15 protein-coding genes and 1 tRNA gene are annotated in these 13,842 nt (G+C 71.4%); 5 read left to right on the top strand and 11 right to left on the bottom strand.

Annotated features, from left to right (window positions below; translation table 11 throughout):
• The first annotated feature begins 1 nt into the window (after position 1).
• Positions 2–343 (top strand): type II toxin-antitoxin system PemK/MazF family toxin, encoded by a 342-nt coding sequence (locus tag HCT63_RS04955; RefSeq protein ID WP_243842886.1) that lies wholly within the window; start codon positions 2–4, stop codon positions 341–343.
• A 2-nt stretch (positions 344–345) separates the two neighbouring features.
• On the opposite strand, the gene HCT63_RS04950 is transcribed toward HCT63_RS04955, so the two are convergent.
• Entirely contained in the window at positions 346–1,593 is a 1,248-nt protein-coding gene (locus HCT63_RS04950) for a DUF6596 domain-containing protein (protein WP_208322268.1), read from the bottom strand.
• Positions 1,578–1,955, bottom strand: coding sequence for a YciI family protein (locus HCT63_RS04945; RefSeq protein WP_167001652.1), 378 nt, complete (start codon positions 1,953–1,955; stop codon positions 1,578–1,580). Before HCT63_RS04945 ends, HCT63_RS04950 begins: the two co-directional genes overlap by 16 nt.
• Positions 1,956–2,179: 224 nt before the next feature.
• Here HCT63_RS04945 and HCT63_RS20655 point away from each other — a divergent pair, with 224 nt between their 5' ends.
• Positions 2,180–2,311: a hypothetical protein gene (locus HCT63_RS20655; protein WP_255490693.1), complete on the top strand. Its 132-nt coding sequence runs from the start codon at positions 2,180–2,182 to the stop codon at positions 2,309–2,311.
• Between the two features lie 317 nt (positions 2,312–2,628).
• Here the strand turns inward: HCT63_RS20655 and HCT63_RS04940 are convergent, their stop codons facing one another.
• Positions 2,629–3,459: an aldo/keto reductase gene (locus HCT63_RS04940; protein WP_167001650.1), complete on the bottom strand. Its 831-nt coding sequence runs from the start codon at positions 3,457–3,459 to the stop codon at positions 2,629–2,631.
• A 149-nt stretch (positions 3,460–3,608) separates the two neighbouring features.
• On the opposite strand from HCT63_RS04940, the gene HCT63_RS04935 reads away from it, so the two are divergent.
• The gene (locus HCT63_RS04935; protein WP_167001648.1) at positions 3,609–4,181 is read left to right on the top strand and encodes a sigma-70 family RNA polymerase sigma factor; all 573 of its coding nucleotides are present in this window, start codon (positions 3,609–3,611) and stop codon (positions 4,179–4,181) included.
• Positions 4,178–5,170 (top strand): DUF4349 domain-containing protein, encoded by a 993-nt coding sequence (locus HCT63_RS04930; RefSeq protein ID WP_167001646.1) that lies wholly within the window; start codon positions 4,178–4,180, stop codon positions 5,168–5,170. The genes HCT63_RS04935 and HCT63_RS04930 overlap by 4 nt, the downstream gene beginning before the upstream one ends.
• A 99-nt stretch (positions 5,171–5,269) precedes the next feature.
• Here HCT63_RS04930 and HCT63_RS04925 read toward each other — a convergent pair.
• The 7 genes from HCT63_RS04925 to HCT63_RS04895 form a co-directional block, all read right to left on the bottom strand.
• Positions 5,270–5,342 (bottom strand) — tRNA-Ala (locus tag HCT63_RS04925).
• A gap of 63 nt (positions 5,343–5,405) precedes the next feature.
• Positions 5,406–6,314: a hypothetical protein gene (locus tag HCT63_RS04920; RefSeq protein WP_167001644.1), complete on the bottom strand. Its 909-nt coding sequence runs from the start codon at positions 6,312–6,314 to the stop codon at positions 5,406–5,408.
• Positions 6,315–6,402: 88 nt separating this feature from the next.
• Positions 6,403–6,972, bottom strand: a complete 570-nt coding sequence (locus HCT63_RS04915) for a GNAT family protein (RefSeq protein WP_243842885.1) — start codon at positions 6,970–6,972, stop codon at positions 6,403–6,405.
• Positions 6,973–7,007: 35 nt separating this feature from the next.
• Positions 7,008–7,505, bottom strand: coding sequence for a MogA/MoaB family molybdenum cofactor biosynthesis protein (locus HCT63_RS04910; protein WP_167001642.1), 498 nt, complete (start codon positions 7,503–7,505; stop codon positions 7,008–7,010).
• The gene (gene moaC / locus HCT63_RS04905) at positions 7,502–7,972 is read right to left on the bottom strand and encodes a cyclic pyranopterin monophosphate synthase MoaC (protein WP_167001641.1); all 471 of its coding nucleotides are present in this window, start codon (positions 7,970–7,972) and stop codon (positions 7,502–7,504) included. The genes HCT63_RS04910 and moaC overlap by 4 nt, the downstream gene beginning before the upstream one ends.
• Entirely contained in the window at positions 7,972–9,192 is a 1,221-nt protein-coding gene (gene glp, locus HCT63_RS04900; RefSeq protein WP_167001639.1) for a gephyrin-like molybdotransferase Glp, read from the bottom strand. Before glp ends, moaC begins: the two co-directional genes overlap by 1 nt.
• 10 nt (positions 9,193–9,202) lie before the next feature.
• A complete protein-coding gene (locus HCT63_RS04895; protein WP_167001637.1) occupies positions 9,203–10,588 on the bottom strand; it encodes a UTP--glucose-1-phosphate uridylyltransferase in 1,386 nt (461 codons plus the stop codon).
• A gap of 30 nt (positions 10,589–10,618) precedes the next feature.
• On the opposite strand from HCT63_RS04895, the gene HCT63_RS04890 reads away from it, so the two are divergent.
• Positions 10,619–11,191 carry a 5-formyltetrahydrofolate cyclo-ligase gene (locus HCT63_RS04890; RefSeq protein WP_167001635.1) on the top strand — a complete coding sequence of 191 codons (573 nt, stop codon included), beginning with the start codon at positions 10,619–10,621 and terminating at the stop codon, positions 11,189–11,191.
• 67 nt (positions 11,192–11,258) lie between these two features.
• On the opposite strand, the gene HCT63_RS04885 is transcribed toward HCT63_RS04890, so the two are convergent.
• The gene (locus tag HCT63_RS04885; RefSeq protein WP_167001633.1) at positions 11,259–13,832 is read right to left on the bottom strand and encodes a penicillin acylase family protein; all 2,574 of its coding nucleotides are present in this window, start codon (positions 13,830–13,832) and stop codon (positions 11,259–11,261) included.
• Positions 13,833–13,842 lie beyond the last annotated feature (10 nt).

The raw sequence follows: 13,842 nt of genomic DNA, 5'->3' as shown, positions 1-13,842 counted from the left end.
CGTGATCCGTCGCGGCGACGTGCACTGGGTCGATCTCGGTCCGCCGCACTCCAGCGCGCCCGCCCTCCGACGCCCTGTCCTGATCGTCTCGTCGGACGGCTTCAACGCGAGCCGCATCGCCACGGTCGTCGTCGCGGCACTGACCTCCCACCTCCGGCTCGCCTCGATGCCGGGCAACGTCTTCGTCAGCAGAGCCGCGACCGGGCTCCCCAAGGACTCCGTCGTCAACGTCTCCCAGCTCGCCACTCTCGACAAGAGCGACGTCGGCGAGCGTGCAGGCGCCCTGACCCCCATCCTGCTCGCGGAGGTCGACGACGGGATCCGCCTGCTGCTAGGCGTCTGAGCTCACGAGCCTTCGGCGCGGCGGGCCGCGAGATGCTCGCGGGTGGGGTGGTCGGTGGTGAGCGAGATCGCCTTTGCGTACGCGGCATCCGCCTCCTCCCTGCGCCCGGCCTGCGCGAGCAGGTGCGCCCGCGTCGCCCACGCCGGCTGGAACCGGCGCGCGCCCTCGTCGTCGATCGCGTCCAGCAGCGTGAGCCCCGCCTCGGGTCCGTCGACGCGACCGGTCACCGCGGCCAGCGCGACGCGGGCGCCGAGCGTCGGTACGAGGCGCACGAGCGCGCGGTGGAGCTTGAGCAGCGTCGGCCAGTCGGTCCGACTCGTACGCGCCCGCGCGCAGTGGACGGACTGGATCGCCGCCTCCAGCTGGAACCGCCCGGGCACGGCGCCACCTCGTACGGACGCCCGGCCGAGAAGGTCCTCCCCCTGCGAGATCAGCGCGGCGTCCCACCGGTCGACGTCCTGCGCGTCGAGCGGCACGAAGCGGCCCTCGTCGCTCGTGCGCGCGTCGGCCCGCGCGAGCGACAGGGCGACCAGCGCGGCGAGCCCGAGCACCTCCGGCTCGTCGGGCATCAGCGCAGCAAGGAGCACGGCGAGGTAGTGCGCCTCCCCCGCCGTGGAGGCCCGCAGCGTCGTGCTCGGGACGGCTGCCCAGTCGATCGCGTACGCCCCGTACACCGCCTCGAGCACGGCGGGCAGCCGCGCCGGCATGGCGTCCGTGCCTGGGACGACGAAGGGGATCCGGGTGTCGCGGATGCGCCGCTTGGCCCGTACGAGCCGCTGCGCCATCGTGCTCGTGGGGACGACGTACGCCTCGGCGATCCGCCGGGCCTCGAGGCCGAGGACCGTCTGGAGCATCAGCGGCGTGCGCACCGCGGGGTCGATCGCCGGGTGCGCGCACACGAACATCAGTGCCAGCCGCCCGTCTGGGATCTCGCTGGCCTCAGCGGTCGAGTGACCGGAGCCCGAGCCGGCCTCCTCCGGCCCCTCCTCCAGCGGCGCCGACGTCCGGTACGCCGCCGTCCGATAGAGGTCGCGCAGCCGGTTGCGTCCGGCCGTGAGCAGCCACGCCTCCGGGTTCGCGGGCACTCCCCGCTCCGGCCAGGTCGCCAGCGCCCGCTCGAACGCGTCGGCGAGCGCGTCCTCCGCCGCGGCGAGGTCACCGGTCGGCGCGGCAAGGAGGGCGAGCAGGCGACCGTACGAGGTACGCGCCGCCCGCTCGGCCTCCTCGTACGCGCTCAGGGCTGGTACCACTGCCGCTCACGGCTCCAGGTGAGCGTCGTCGGGCGGACCTCGACGGACCCGTACATCACCCCGGGGCACTTCTGCGCCCACGCGAGCGCGGCATCAAGATCGGGGACGTCGATGACGACGACCCCTCCGACGTACTCCTTGGTGTCGGCGAACGGCCCGTCCTGGATCTTCGGCTCGCCGTCGACCGCGGTCACCGTCGTCGCGGCCTCGGGGAAGCCGAGGATCTGCGTGGTGACGAAGACGCCCGCGTCGTCGAGCGCCTTGGCGTACGCGTCGAACGCCGCCTCCACAGGCGCCATGTCCTCCTGGCTGATGCCCGCCTCGCGCGGGTCGGTGTTGTGGATGAAGAGTGTGTAGAGCATCGTTACGTCCTTCCGTCGGTGTGATCGTGACACCGTGATGACGGTTCGGGCGACCCTCGATCGACACCCGCTCTCGCAGAACCCGGCCGGTGAGCCACATGTGCCGTACGTGAGCGACCCCGACAAGGTGCGCTCACTCCCAGCAAACGTGGCTCACCGGGGTTGTCCACAGGGTGGCGACGCCGTGGCGGCACCGAACGGCCCCGCCACGGCACAGTTCGGCCATGCATCGGCTCGAACGGCAGGCACATCTCAACAGCGTCCACGTGACACGGCGTGAGGCGATCGACGCGGGCTACGGCGACGCCGAGCTCGCACGCTTCCTCGTGCTGTGCTGGGAGTTCGGGATCTCCTGACCTGAGCCGCAGGTCGGGATGACGCTTGCAGACGGCGGTAGCGCCGAGGTCGACTTCTTCTGGCCGCTCGAGGGTCTGGTCGTCGAGATCGACGGCATGCTCACATACGTCGACCAGCCGGGTGGAACGACCGCGCAGGCGAGGATACGGGCGGAAAAGCGACGCGAGCCGCGAACCGCGCACGGACCGCGGCGTACGTCCGGCGCGAGCTCGCGCGGGCCGCGCGCATGCGTCGGTGAGCCACCTCCACCACAGGTGAGCGCACCATGTCGGGGTGGCTCACCCCCAGCAGACGTGGCTCACCGTCCCTCAGTCCGTCAGAACTCCTCGTGCGTCATCGGGTCGCCGCCGCTGCGGTCCTGCGGGCGGTCGCCGATCAGCGTCATCTCCTCGTCGCTCAGCGCGAACCCGAAGACCTCGAGGTTCTCGCGCTGGCGTGCCTCGCTCCCCGACTTCGGGATCGGGACCACTCCGCGCTGGACGTGCCATCGCAGCACGACCTGCGCGGGGGTGACGCCGTGCCGGTCGGCGATCTCACCCAGCGCCACCTCGGTGAGCAGGTCGGTCTTGCGCGCGAGCGGCTGCCACGCCTCGGTCACGATGTCGTGCGCGGCGTCGTACGCGCGCAGCTCCTCCTGCACGAAGTACGGGTGGAGCTCGACCTGGTTCACCGCGGGGGCCACGCCGGTCTCGTCGACGAGGCGGTCGATCTGCTCGGGCGTGAAGTTGGAGACGCCGAGGCTGTTGAGGAGCCCGTCGTCGCGCAGGCGGATCATCGCCCTCCACGAGTCGACGTACCGGTCGAGGCGCGGGAGCGGCCAGTGGATGAGGTACAGGTCGACGTACTCGACGCCGAGCCGCTCACGTGACTCCCCGAACGCGCGCAGCGTCGACTCGTACCCCTGGTCCTCGCCGCGCAGCTTGGTCGTCACGACGATCTCGTCGCGAGGGACGTCGGTCCTCGCGATGGCCTGACCGACCCCGGCCTCGTTGCCGTACGAGGTCGCCGTGTCGACAAGTCGGTAGCCGACCTCGAAGGCGACGCGTACGGCCTCGGCGGCCTCGAGGTCGTCCATCGGGTACGTGCCGAGCCCGATCAGCGGGAGCTCGAGACCGTCGTTGAGCGTGCGGGTCGGTGCGATGGCCATGACTTGACCTTCGCACCGCCGCGCCGCCCGCGCAGCGTGGATGGCAGCCCTCGATCCGAGCATGCACACGGTAGTCGTCGGTGACTCAATCATGAGACGGTCGTCCTCCTCGCGACATGGACCAGGTGAGGCCACGCGAACGGAGCGCCATGACGACCGACCTGCCGACGGAGCACGCCGCCGACGACCGGCTGCTGCTCGCCCGTACGCGTCGGGGTGACCGCGACGCGTTCAGCGACCTGTACGCACGCCACGTCACGCCCGTCTACTGGCAGGCGTACCGGTTCGTTGGCACCGCCCACGATGCCGAAGAGGTCACGCAGGACGTCTTCGTGACCGCGTGGCGCCGGCGTGCTGACATCCACCTCGTCGACACATCGGTGCTCCCCTGGCTGCTCGCGACCGCGAAGTACGTCGCGCTCAACCTGCGCCGCAAGCGCAGCCGCAGGCTGTGGGCGGAGCTCGACGACTCGCTGCCCAGCGCGGACCAGGATCCGGTCGACGAGATCGTCTCCGCGATGCTGCTCGCCCGGGTGCGTGCGAGCGTCGCCGGCCTCTCGCCGCTCGACCAGCAGCTGTTCGAGCGCTGCGTCGTCGGCGACCGCACCTACGCCGAGGCGGCCGACGAGCTCGGCGTGAGCCACGGCGCCGTACGCAACCGTGTCGCGCGCATCCGTAGCCGGGTCCGCGCCGCCACCCACGACCTGAGGGGGCCCGCATGAGCATCCAGCCCGAGATCCCCGAGCTGACCGACGAGCAGGTCGACCGGATGTACCGCCGCGTCACCGGTCGGATCGACCTCGACGCGTCGCTCGCCCGTACGAGGAGCCGCAAGATCGCGCTCACGGCGGCGTCCGTCGTCGCCGTCCTCGGACTCGGCGGCGCGGTGGTCGGCGGTGCCGTCACGTTCCTGCCGCAGGGCGGCTCGGACCAGGCGGGTGACTCGGCTTCGATCGAGGCGCCGCCTGCGGCGGAGGACGCCGGGGGTGTCGCCGACGGGCCGAACGAAGGCATGTCGGATCTCAGCAAGTCGGGAGACGGGACGAGCGCCGAGGCCGGTGTCCGCGAGATCGTGACGACGGCGTCCGCTTTCGTCACCGTCGACGATCCCGCGGCCGCTGCCGACGCGCTCTCCCGTTGGGCAGAGGACGAGCGCGGCCGGGTCGAGTCGCGCTCCGAGTCGTCGGACGACGAGCGCTCGAGCGTCTCGCTCCGGCTGCGCATCCCTGCAGGCAGCACCGGTGACACGACGCAACAGCTCCGCGAGCTGGGCGAGGTCGCCGGCCTGTCGATCGACTCCGAGGATGTCTCCGCGCAGGGTCGCGACTTCGACGCGCGGATCAAGGCGCTCGAGATCTCCGTCGTCCGACTCCAGGATCTGATGGCGAAGGCGTCCACGACGGCCGACCTGCTCGCCGCCGAGCAGACCCTGTCGCAGCGCCAGTCCGACCTCGAGGCCCTCCAGGCCCAGCGCCGCGGGCTGTCCGACCAGGTCGCGATGGCCACGTACGACGTGGAGATCTCCTCCGAGGACAAGCCTGACGCACCGAGCAGCTCCGGATTCGTCGGCGCGCTCGAGGCGGGGTGGGACGTGCTGGTCGGGACGCTCGGGGTGGCCCTCCGCGTCGTCGGGTTCCTGCTGCCCTGGGCCGCACTCCTCGCCCTGCTCACGGCCGCGTACGTCGCCGGTCGCCGGCTGCTGCGGCACTGACCCGGCGGGCGTGCCCGGCTGGTCACCGCCGGGACGTCGGGACGCCGCAGACGCAACGACGAAGGCCGGATCCGCGGTGCGGATCCGGCCTTCGGAGGGTGGAGCTACGGGGATTCGAACCCCGGACCTTCTCATTGCGAACGAGACGCGCTACCAACTGCGCCATAGCCCCAAAGCGAGATTGAGATTACCACGCGACCCACCCGGATCCGAATCCGGGGGGCCGTCCCGGGCGTCAGTCGCCGACGGCCCGGCGGGACTCGGCGCGACCCTCGTCGGAGGTCACCGCCGTCTCGCCGAAGTCGACCGTCCGGACGGTCCGCGGAGCGGCCGGCTTCGTGACGTACGTGGGGAGGGTGACCGGCACCGGATCCCACAGCGTGACGCCCGACGTGGTCGTCATCGCCGTGGCGTCGACGATCTGCTGGTCGAGTGCTCCCTGCGGCAGCGGGGTCTTCTCCATGACGTTGCGGCGTTGCGGGTCGTGGTCCTCGAACTGGCCCGAGAGCACCACGGTCGTCTCGAGATCGGGATCCACCACGACCGCCTTCTTCTCCTCGCGCTCGGAGGCGGCACGACGCTCCGTGCGCCGGGCCGCGCGTGCCGCACTGCGCTCGGCGCGTGCCTCGGCGCGCACCTCGCCACCCCCTAGTCGCAGGATCTGCACGGGGCGTCCGATCTCGCTGCGCACCATCACACGGCACAGGACCAGCCAGGCGACGACGATCCCGGCCGGGATCGCGGGCGCCCACGGAAGCAGGAGTCCGGCGACAGCGAGCCCACCGACGATCGCGCAGGCCGCGAGCAGCACGAGCAGCACCCGGCGACGACGGCGGGCGGCGATGCGCGCCGCGCGCCGGTTGTACGGACGCCGCGGCGCTTCGGGCTTCGTCTCGACCGGCATCGCCGGCTCGGTCTCACCGGTGGAGTCCGACGTGGAGTCCGCCGAGGGCGAGTCCGGCGCGGTCGCCGTGGCCTCGACCGGAGCGGTCTCGTCCTTGCGCTGGGTGAGCACGCGAAGCGCCCCGGAGAACGACGTCACGCCCCCTCCGCGGGTGGCTTCCTCGTGTCGGCGCAGGAGCAGGGGTACGCCGTACGCCACCCAGATGGCGATCACGGCTGCGAAGATCAGGCCCGTACCCACAGACGAACCGTACGCGGTGCGAACGCCTCCGTTCGGGGACCTCGGTCGGTGTGTCGCAAAGCGATCACGGCAATGCGAGGCAATGCGCTCAGCGATCGACGCTGCGGGAGTCGACACGTGCGAGCAGCCCGCCCGGCACGACCTGCTCGGCGGTGATGGCGAACAGCATGTGGTCGCGCCACGCGCCGTCGATGTGCAGGTAGCGCGGCGCGACGCCGATGCGGTCGAAGCCCAGCTTCTCGACGATGCGCAGGCTGGAGCGGTTCTCGGGACGGATCGCGATCTCGACGCGGTGCAGGCCGAGCGCCTCGAAGCAGTGGTCGGCCGCCATCGCCACCGCGGTCGTCGTGATGCCACGACCCGCGTACGGGCGCGCGATCCAGTAGCCGATCTGCGCCCACCGTGCCGAGCCCCACGTGATCCCCGAGACGGTCACCTGGCCGATCATCTGGTCGCTGTCGTACGTCGTGACGAACGGCAGCGCACGCCCCTGCGACGCCTGCTGACGCAACGAGCGCACGGCGGCCCCGTACGAGCGTCCGGCCGAGGGCACCGTGCTGGGCAGGGTCGCCTCCCAGCGTCCGAGCCAGTCGGCGGAGTCCTGGCGCAGCCGAGCCCACGCTCGGGCATCGCTTCGCCTGATCGGCCGCAGTCCCACCGGCCCGTGGTGCAAGGTGGCGGGCCAGCCCGTGCTCAGGACGCACCGCCGTCGTCGGTGCGTTCGTGGTCCACGCCCGCGACCTGCTCCACGGCGTGCAGCAGCACGTCGGACAGGACCGTGAGCCCGTCCTTCACGCCACCGCGCGAGCCCGGCAGGTTCACGATGACCGTCTGGTCGGCGACACCGGCCATGCCGCGCGAGAGCATCGCCGACGGGACCCCGGCGGCGACCCCGTACGCCCGGATCGCCTCGGCGACGCCGGGCAGCGTCCGTTCGAGGACGGCTTCGGTCGCCTCTGGCGTCGCGTCGGTGGGGCTGATACCCGTGCCGCCGGTGGTGACGACGGCCTCGTAGCGCAGCTCGACCGCCTCACGCAGCGCCTCCTCGACCGGGAGGCCGTCGGGCACGACGAGCGGGTCGGCGACCTCGAAACCCCACGACCTCAGCGCCTCGACGATCAGCGGACCGGTGGTGTCCTCGTACACGCCCGCGGCGGCACGGTTGGAGCAGGTGACGACCAGGGCCTTCACGCCGACCAGTCCCCGCTCTTGCCGCCGGACTTCGCCCGTACGCGGACATCGGCGATGACGGCGTGCTTGTCGACCGCCTTGATCATGTCGACCACCGTCAGCGCGGCCACGCTCACCGAGGTCAGCGCCTCCATCTCGACCCCGGTACGGCCGGTGGTGCGGACGGTCGCGGCGATCTCCACACCCTCGTCGGTCACGTCCAGGTCGACCTCGACCCCGGTGATCGCGAGCGGGTGGCACAGCGGGACGAGGTCGGGCGTGCGCTTGGCGGCCATGATCCCGGCGACGCGCGCGACCCCGAGCGCATCCCCCTTGGGCACGTCGCCCGCACGCAGCAGCGCCACCACCTCGGGCGTCGTCCGGACGATGCCGGTGGCGGTCGCCTGCCGGCGGGTCTCGTCCTTGCCGGAGACGTCGACCATCCGGGCGGCACCCTGCTCGTCGAGGTGCGTGAGCCTGTCGCCCATCAGAACTCCCGGTCCAGGAACATCACCTTGGCGGTGTCACCGACGTGCAGAGCGGTCTCGTCCTCCTCGACGACGATGAGGCAGTTGGCCCGAGCCAGCCCCGCGACGAGGTGCGACCCCGGCCCGCTGACCCGGGTGACGCGCACGCCACGACCGTTCACCTCGAGCCAGCCGCGCAGGAACTGCCGACGGCCGGAGGGCGAGCGGATCTCCTCGGTCATCGTGGCCTGGACGAGCGGGCGTCGGTAGGGGAGTTTGCCCATCATCCGCCGCAGCATCGGCAGCACGAACACCTCGAACGAGACGTACGAGGACACCGGGTTGCCCGGCAGCGTGACGATCGGGGTCTTCTCCTCGCCGACCGTGCCGAAGCCCTGCGGCTTGCCCGGCTGCATCGCGACCTCGGCGAACTCGACGGTGCCCAGCTCGGACAGCGCCGCCTTCACCACGTCGTACGCGCCCTTGCTGATGCCGCCGCTGGTGACGACGAGGTCGGCGCGCACCAGCTGGTCGTTGAGCTTGTCGGCGAACTCGCGCGGGTCGTCCGAGGTGATCCCGACCCGGTACGCGATGGCGCCGGCGGCACGCGCGCAGGCGGCGAGCATGTAGGAGTTGCCGTCGTAGATCGAGTCGTAGTCCAACCGCGCCCCGGGCTCGCGCAGCTCGGCGCCGGTGGACAGCACGACCACCCGGGGGCGGGGGCGGGCGCGCAACCGGGCGAACCCGAGCGACGCCAGCAGGCCGACCTCTCGCGGCCCGAGGATCGTCCCGGCCTCGGCGACGATCTCCCCGGCGGCCACGTCCTCGCCGGCCGGCCGTACGTTCTCGCCGGCGCGGCGGGCCTGGTAGATCCGCACGTCGGCGTCGCCACCGTCGGTCAGCTCGATCGGGACGACCGTGTCGGCACCCGACGGGATCGGCGCCCCGGTCATGATCTTGACGGCGGTCTTGGCCGTGAGGGCGGTGGGGGTGCTCGAGCCGGCGGCCTGCTCCCCCACGACGGGCAGGACGACGGGGAACTCACGGTTGGCACCGACCACGTCTGCAGCCCGCACCGCATACCCGTCCATCGCCGAGTTCGTGAAGCGTGGCAGGTCGATCGGACTCACCACGTCGTCGACCAGCGGCAGCCCCAGCGACTCCAGCAACGGCTGGTCGTACGGCTGCAGCGGGCCGATCAGGTCGAGCAGCTTCTCGAGGTGCTCGTCGACGGTACGCATGGGCGACAGCCTATGACCCCTCGAGCGTCGTGCCGTCGGGGATCGTCCCTGTGGACCCCGCCGCCCCCACGCTGACGTCGCCCACGGCACGCACGTCCGCTCCGAAGGTCCAGTCGCCCTCGACGGCGAACGAGGCGGCGTCGACGAGGCTCACAGGCCCCTTCGGGAACCGCGTGTCGAAGTCCTGGACGAGCTTGTAGTAGCTCTTGTCCAGCCGCACGAGGGGCGACTCGTCGTGCGCGGCGACCAGGTGGAAGTCGTCGTCGAGCGTGTAGAAGTCCGACCGTACGAGCAGCAGGTCGTCGGTGGTCTTCACCGGCAGGAACCGGCTGCGCTCGACCTCGATCGCGGTCGCGCCGTCGAAGACCTGCACGATCGCACCCATCGCGGACTCGACCTGGATCACCGCCGGCGACTGCGGATCGGTCGGGTCGACGGTCTTCTCGTTGCGGATCAGCGGGAGCTCGAGGACGCCGCCGCGCTCCTCGATCACCGCGGCGAGGGCGTCGAGGTCGAACCACAGGTTGTTGGTGTGGAACCAGCGGTGGCGGGTGATGTCGTCGGCGACCGCCAGGTCCTCCTTCGGCGTCTGCGCGGTCTCGCGCAGCACGAGCCTGCCGTCCGACTTGCGGCGTACGAGGTAGCCGCCCTTCACGTCGGCGGGCGTACGCCGGCACACCTCGGCCGCGTACGGGGCTCCGGACTGCGCGAACCAGCCGGCGATCTTGGGGTCCGGGAAGCCGCCGAGGTTGTCGGAGTTCGACACCGACGCATAGCGGTAGCCCTGGTCGCGCAGCGCCTGCAGCGTGCCCGACGCGTCGAGCGCGGTGAACAGGTCCCCGTGGCCCGGCGGCGTCCACTCGAGGCTGGGGTCCTTCGGCCACGACACCGGCGTCAGGTCGTCGGCGCGGAGCTTGGGCTCCTTGTTCTGGAGGAAGTCCCGCGGGAGCCCGTCGACGGGGATGTCGGGGTACGCCGAGAGTGCCGCGAGCGTGTCCTCGCGGGTACGGAAGCTGTCCATGAGGATCAGCGGCAGCGTCACCCCGTACGCAGACCGGACGCGCCGCACCTGCTCGACGAGCACGTCAAGGAACGTCCGGTCGCCGCGCACGGGCAGGAGCGACTTGGCCTTGTCCATGCCCATCGACGTGCCGAGCCCGCCGTTGAGCTTGATGATCGCGGTCCGGCTCAGCGCTTCGCGCTGCGTCTCCTCGTCGACCTCGGCGTCAGCGAGCCGGGCCGGCGGGTCCAGCGGGACGATGTCGGACTCGGGGATCTTGCCGGTCGCCCCGGCCTCGAGCTCGCCGTAGTAGTGGGCGAAGACGTCGATCGCGCGCGGGGGGACCCTTGCTGCCTCCATCACCTCACGTGCTGCTGCCAGTCCCTCATCGCTCATGCGCCTCATCGTAGGCACTACCGTCGAAGCGTGAGCGCGAAGCCGCGACTGCGGGAGGCCCTGCTCGAGCGTCGGACGCACCTCAGCGCCGACGCGATGGTCGCTGCCGAGCGACGGCTCTGCGCGGGGGCGCTCGCGGTCGTGCGCGAGGTCGGCACGCCTCGTCGTGTCGCCGCGTACCTGTCGGTCGGGCGCGAGCCGCCGACATGGGAGCTGGTCGACGCGCTGCGCGCCGAGGGCATGGAGGTGCTCGTCCCGCGCTCGCTGCCGCGCCGTCAGATCGCCTGGGCCCCGTACGAGGGGCGCGACCGGCTGGTCCTCGGCCGCTTCGACATCCCGGAGTCGTCGGCACCGGTCGCCCCGGACGGGCTGGGCACCGTCGCGGTCGTGCTCGTCCCTGCGCTCGCGGTGGACGTGGCCGGCTTCCGCCTTGGTCGCGGCGGCGGCTACTACGACACCACGCTCGCGAAGCACCCGGAGCCGCTGCGGGTCGCGCTGACCTACGACCACGAGCTCGTCGACGACGTCCATCCCGAGGCGCACGACGAGCGGGTCGACGTCGTCGTCACTCCCGAGCGGACGCTGAGCCTGCCGCCACGCTGACCCCGCCTGTCGAGCCCCCCTCCGCCGGTCGAGCCTGTCGAGACCCTGGGTCTCGACAGGCGGGCCCCTACTGCTCCAGCTCGGCGGTCAGCCGCAGCTCGTCGCGTGCCGCCTTCTCGACGGCGTCCTCCGTGTAGCGCCACGGCAGCGTCTTGCCGTCCGCCCACAGCTCGGTCTGGTCGGTGTAGTTCCGGTGGAAGGCGTGGCCGGAGACACCGGTGAGGTTGATCCAGCGCGACTTGTCGAGGTCGCTGAGGTCCACCACCATCCGCATCGACGGCACGGCGATCACCTCGTACCCCTCGGCCGCGTCCCACCCCGTCGCGTTGACGATGCCCGAGCCGCCGCCGACCTCGTATGGGCCGCGGTTGAACAGCTTCTCGACCAGGGCGATGCCCGACGTGCCGAGCGTCTGGTTCTCCAGGGTCAGCGTGTGCACGTTGCCCCACGACCAGCGGTCAGGGTCCAGCGACTGCCGCCGCGTCATCTCGTCGCGGGCGTCGCGCATGGCGGTCCGGAGGATGTCGTCGCGGGTCTCGCGGACCGACTTGGTCGTCCGGTCGTCCCACCAGTCGCTGTCGGGGCTGTTGAGCAACCGGCGTACGACCTCGAACCACCGCTCTCCGCCGGCCGGCCACACGTCCTGCGGGAGGTCGTCGTGGAACGTCCGCGCAAGGAGGTTGCGCCACACGGCAGAGAAGTAGGCCGCTGCGGCCGAGTCACGATCCTGCTTCTGGTCGCTCCAGCCGCGCAGCAGCTCCTGACCGTCGGCGTAGTAGCCGGAGCCGAGGTCGATCTCGAGCAGGTGCGGCAGGAGCGTCGTGGCCTGCCCGTTGGTGGTGTCGTTCTGGATCGTCGTCATGTCGTCGACCGACAGCTTGGACGAGGACTGGAGAAGATCGATGATGCGCTGGCTGCGGTAGCCCGCGGCCTGGCCGGTCCCGAGCAGGTTCGGGTACTGCCGGCCGATCACCTGCTGGTTGGCGGTCACGACGTAGCCCTCGGCGGGATTGAGCACCGTCGGCAGCTCCTCGTACGGGATGAAGCCTTCCCAGCCGTACGACGCGTCCCAGCCCGGCACCGGCCACGTCCCGTCGCCACGCTTGCGGATCGGCACCTGCCCGGGTGCCTGATAGCCGATGTTGCCCTTCGTGTCGGCATACACGAGGTTCTGGGACGGCACCGCGAACAGCCGCGCGGCCTTGCGGAAGCTCGCCCAGTCGCTGGCCTTGTCGATCCCGAACAGGGCGTCCATCGTGCGCCCCGGCGTCAGTGCGGTCCACTGCAACGAGACCCCGTACGTGCTCCCGCCGCCGGCCCGTTCCCCGACCTCGGCGAGCGTGTCGTCGACGTCGGAGAGGATCGGGCCGCGTTGTGTCTCGCGGACGGTGATCGTCTCCGGCTCTCCCCCTGCGACCTCGAAGGTCTCCTCGCGCGTCGCCAGGGCGTGCCAGCGGCCGTCGTACAGGTAGCGGTCGCCCTGGATCTGCTCGATGTAGAGGTCCGTGACATCGGGATACATCGTGGTGATGCCCCAGGCGATGTCGGCGTTGTGCCCGACGACGACCCCGGGCATACCCGAGAACGTGAAGCCCGCGACGTCGAACGGGCACGCGTCGGTCACCTCGCGGCAGTGCAGGCCCATCTGGTGCCAGATACCGGGCATGCTCGGAGCGAGGTGTGGGTCGTTCGCGAGGATCGGCTCGCCGGTGGCGCTGCGCTCCCCCGAGACGGCCCATGCATTGGAGCCGATGCCGTCGCCGAACCCGAGCAGCGTCGGGAGTCCCTTCGCGACCTCCGCGACGCCCTGCATCGAGCCGAGCAGGCCACGCAACGCGACCTCGTCCGTCTCGTCGTCACCCGCGGGAGTGGTCTCGGGGACGTCCTCGGCGCGGTCGGTGTCGGCGTTGCGGCGCTGGCCGGAGGACTGGTCGAACGCGCCCTCGACCACATTGCCCTGCGTGACGATCGGGTCGTGGCGCCGGAACGGGAAGCCCGGATAGAGGGTGTCGACCTGCGCACGCGACAGCTTCTCCGTCGCGAGCACCCTGTCGATCTCGTCGCTCATGTTGCTGCGCAGGTCCCACGCCATCGCCTTGAGCCAGGCGAGCGAGTCGGCAGGCGTCCACGGCTCCGGCTCGTACTCCGGACCGCTGAGGGCCAGGACGGAGTACTCCAGGGAGAGCGCCGAGGCCTCCCGGTCGCCGATGTAAGCGTTGACGCCACGGGCGTAGGCCTCGAGATAGCGGCGCGTCGCCGGTGCCAGCTTCGGCAGCTCCTGCTCCGCGACTTGGCGCCACCCCATCGTCCGGACGAACTTGTCGGTCTCGAGCGCCGCCTCGCCGACGAGCTCGGCCAGGCGACCGGCGGTCACGTGGCGTCGGAAGTCCATCTCGAAGAAGCGGTCCTGCGCGTGGACGTAGCCCTGTGCCATGAACAGGTCCTCGGCCGAGTCGGCATAGACCTGCGGGATGCCGTGGTCGTCGCGCAGGACCGTCACATCCGCGCCCAACCCGGTCAGCTGTGCCGTCCCCTCCCGGTCGGGGAAAGGCTTGCGGACAGTGACGATGCCGAGCGCAGCGACCGCCACGAGCACCACCGCCAGGACGATCGCGAGGATCGCGAAGAGTCGGCGGGTCAAGACGGGTCGC

Source organism: Mumia sp. ZJ430 (assembly GCF_011751845.1).
Taxonomy (GTDB): Bacteria; Actinomycetota; Actinomycetes; order Propionibacteriales; family Nocardioidaceae; genus Mumia.
This window is presented reverse-complemented; position numbering and strand designations above follow the sequence as displayed.

Coding starts and splice junctions, on each gene's coding strand:
- HCT63_RS04945 (WP_167001652.1), bottom strand. CDS start 1,955: ATGCTCTACACACTCTTCATCCACAACACCGACCCGCGCGAGGCGGGC.
- HCT63_RS20655 (WP_255490693.1), top strand. CDS start 2,180: ATGCATCGGCTCGAACGGCAGGCACATCTCAACAGCGTCCACGTGACA.
- moaC (WP_167001641.1), bottom strand. CDS start 7,972: ATGGGCGACAGGCTCACGCACCTCGACGAGCAGGGTGCCGCCCGGATG.
- HCT63_RS04930 (WP_167001646.1), top strand. CDS start 4,178: ATGAGCATCCAGCCCGAGATCCCCGAGCTGACCGACGAGCAGGTCGAC.
- HCT63_RS04895 (WP_167001637.1), bottom strand. CDS start 10,588: ATGAGCGATGAGGGACTGGCAGCAGCACGTGAGGTGATGGAGGCAGCA.
- HCT63_RS04935 (WP_167001648.1), top strand. CDS start 3,609: ATGACGACCGACCTGCCGACGGAGCACGCCGCCGACGACCGGCTGCTG.
- glp (WP_167001639.1), bottom strand. CDS start 9,192: ATGCGTACCGTCGACGAGCACCTCGAGAAGCTGCTCGACCTGATCGGC.
- HCT63_RS04940 (WP_167001650.1), bottom strand. CDS start 3,459: ATGGCCATCGCACCGACCCGCACGCTCAACGACGGTCTCGAGCTCCCG.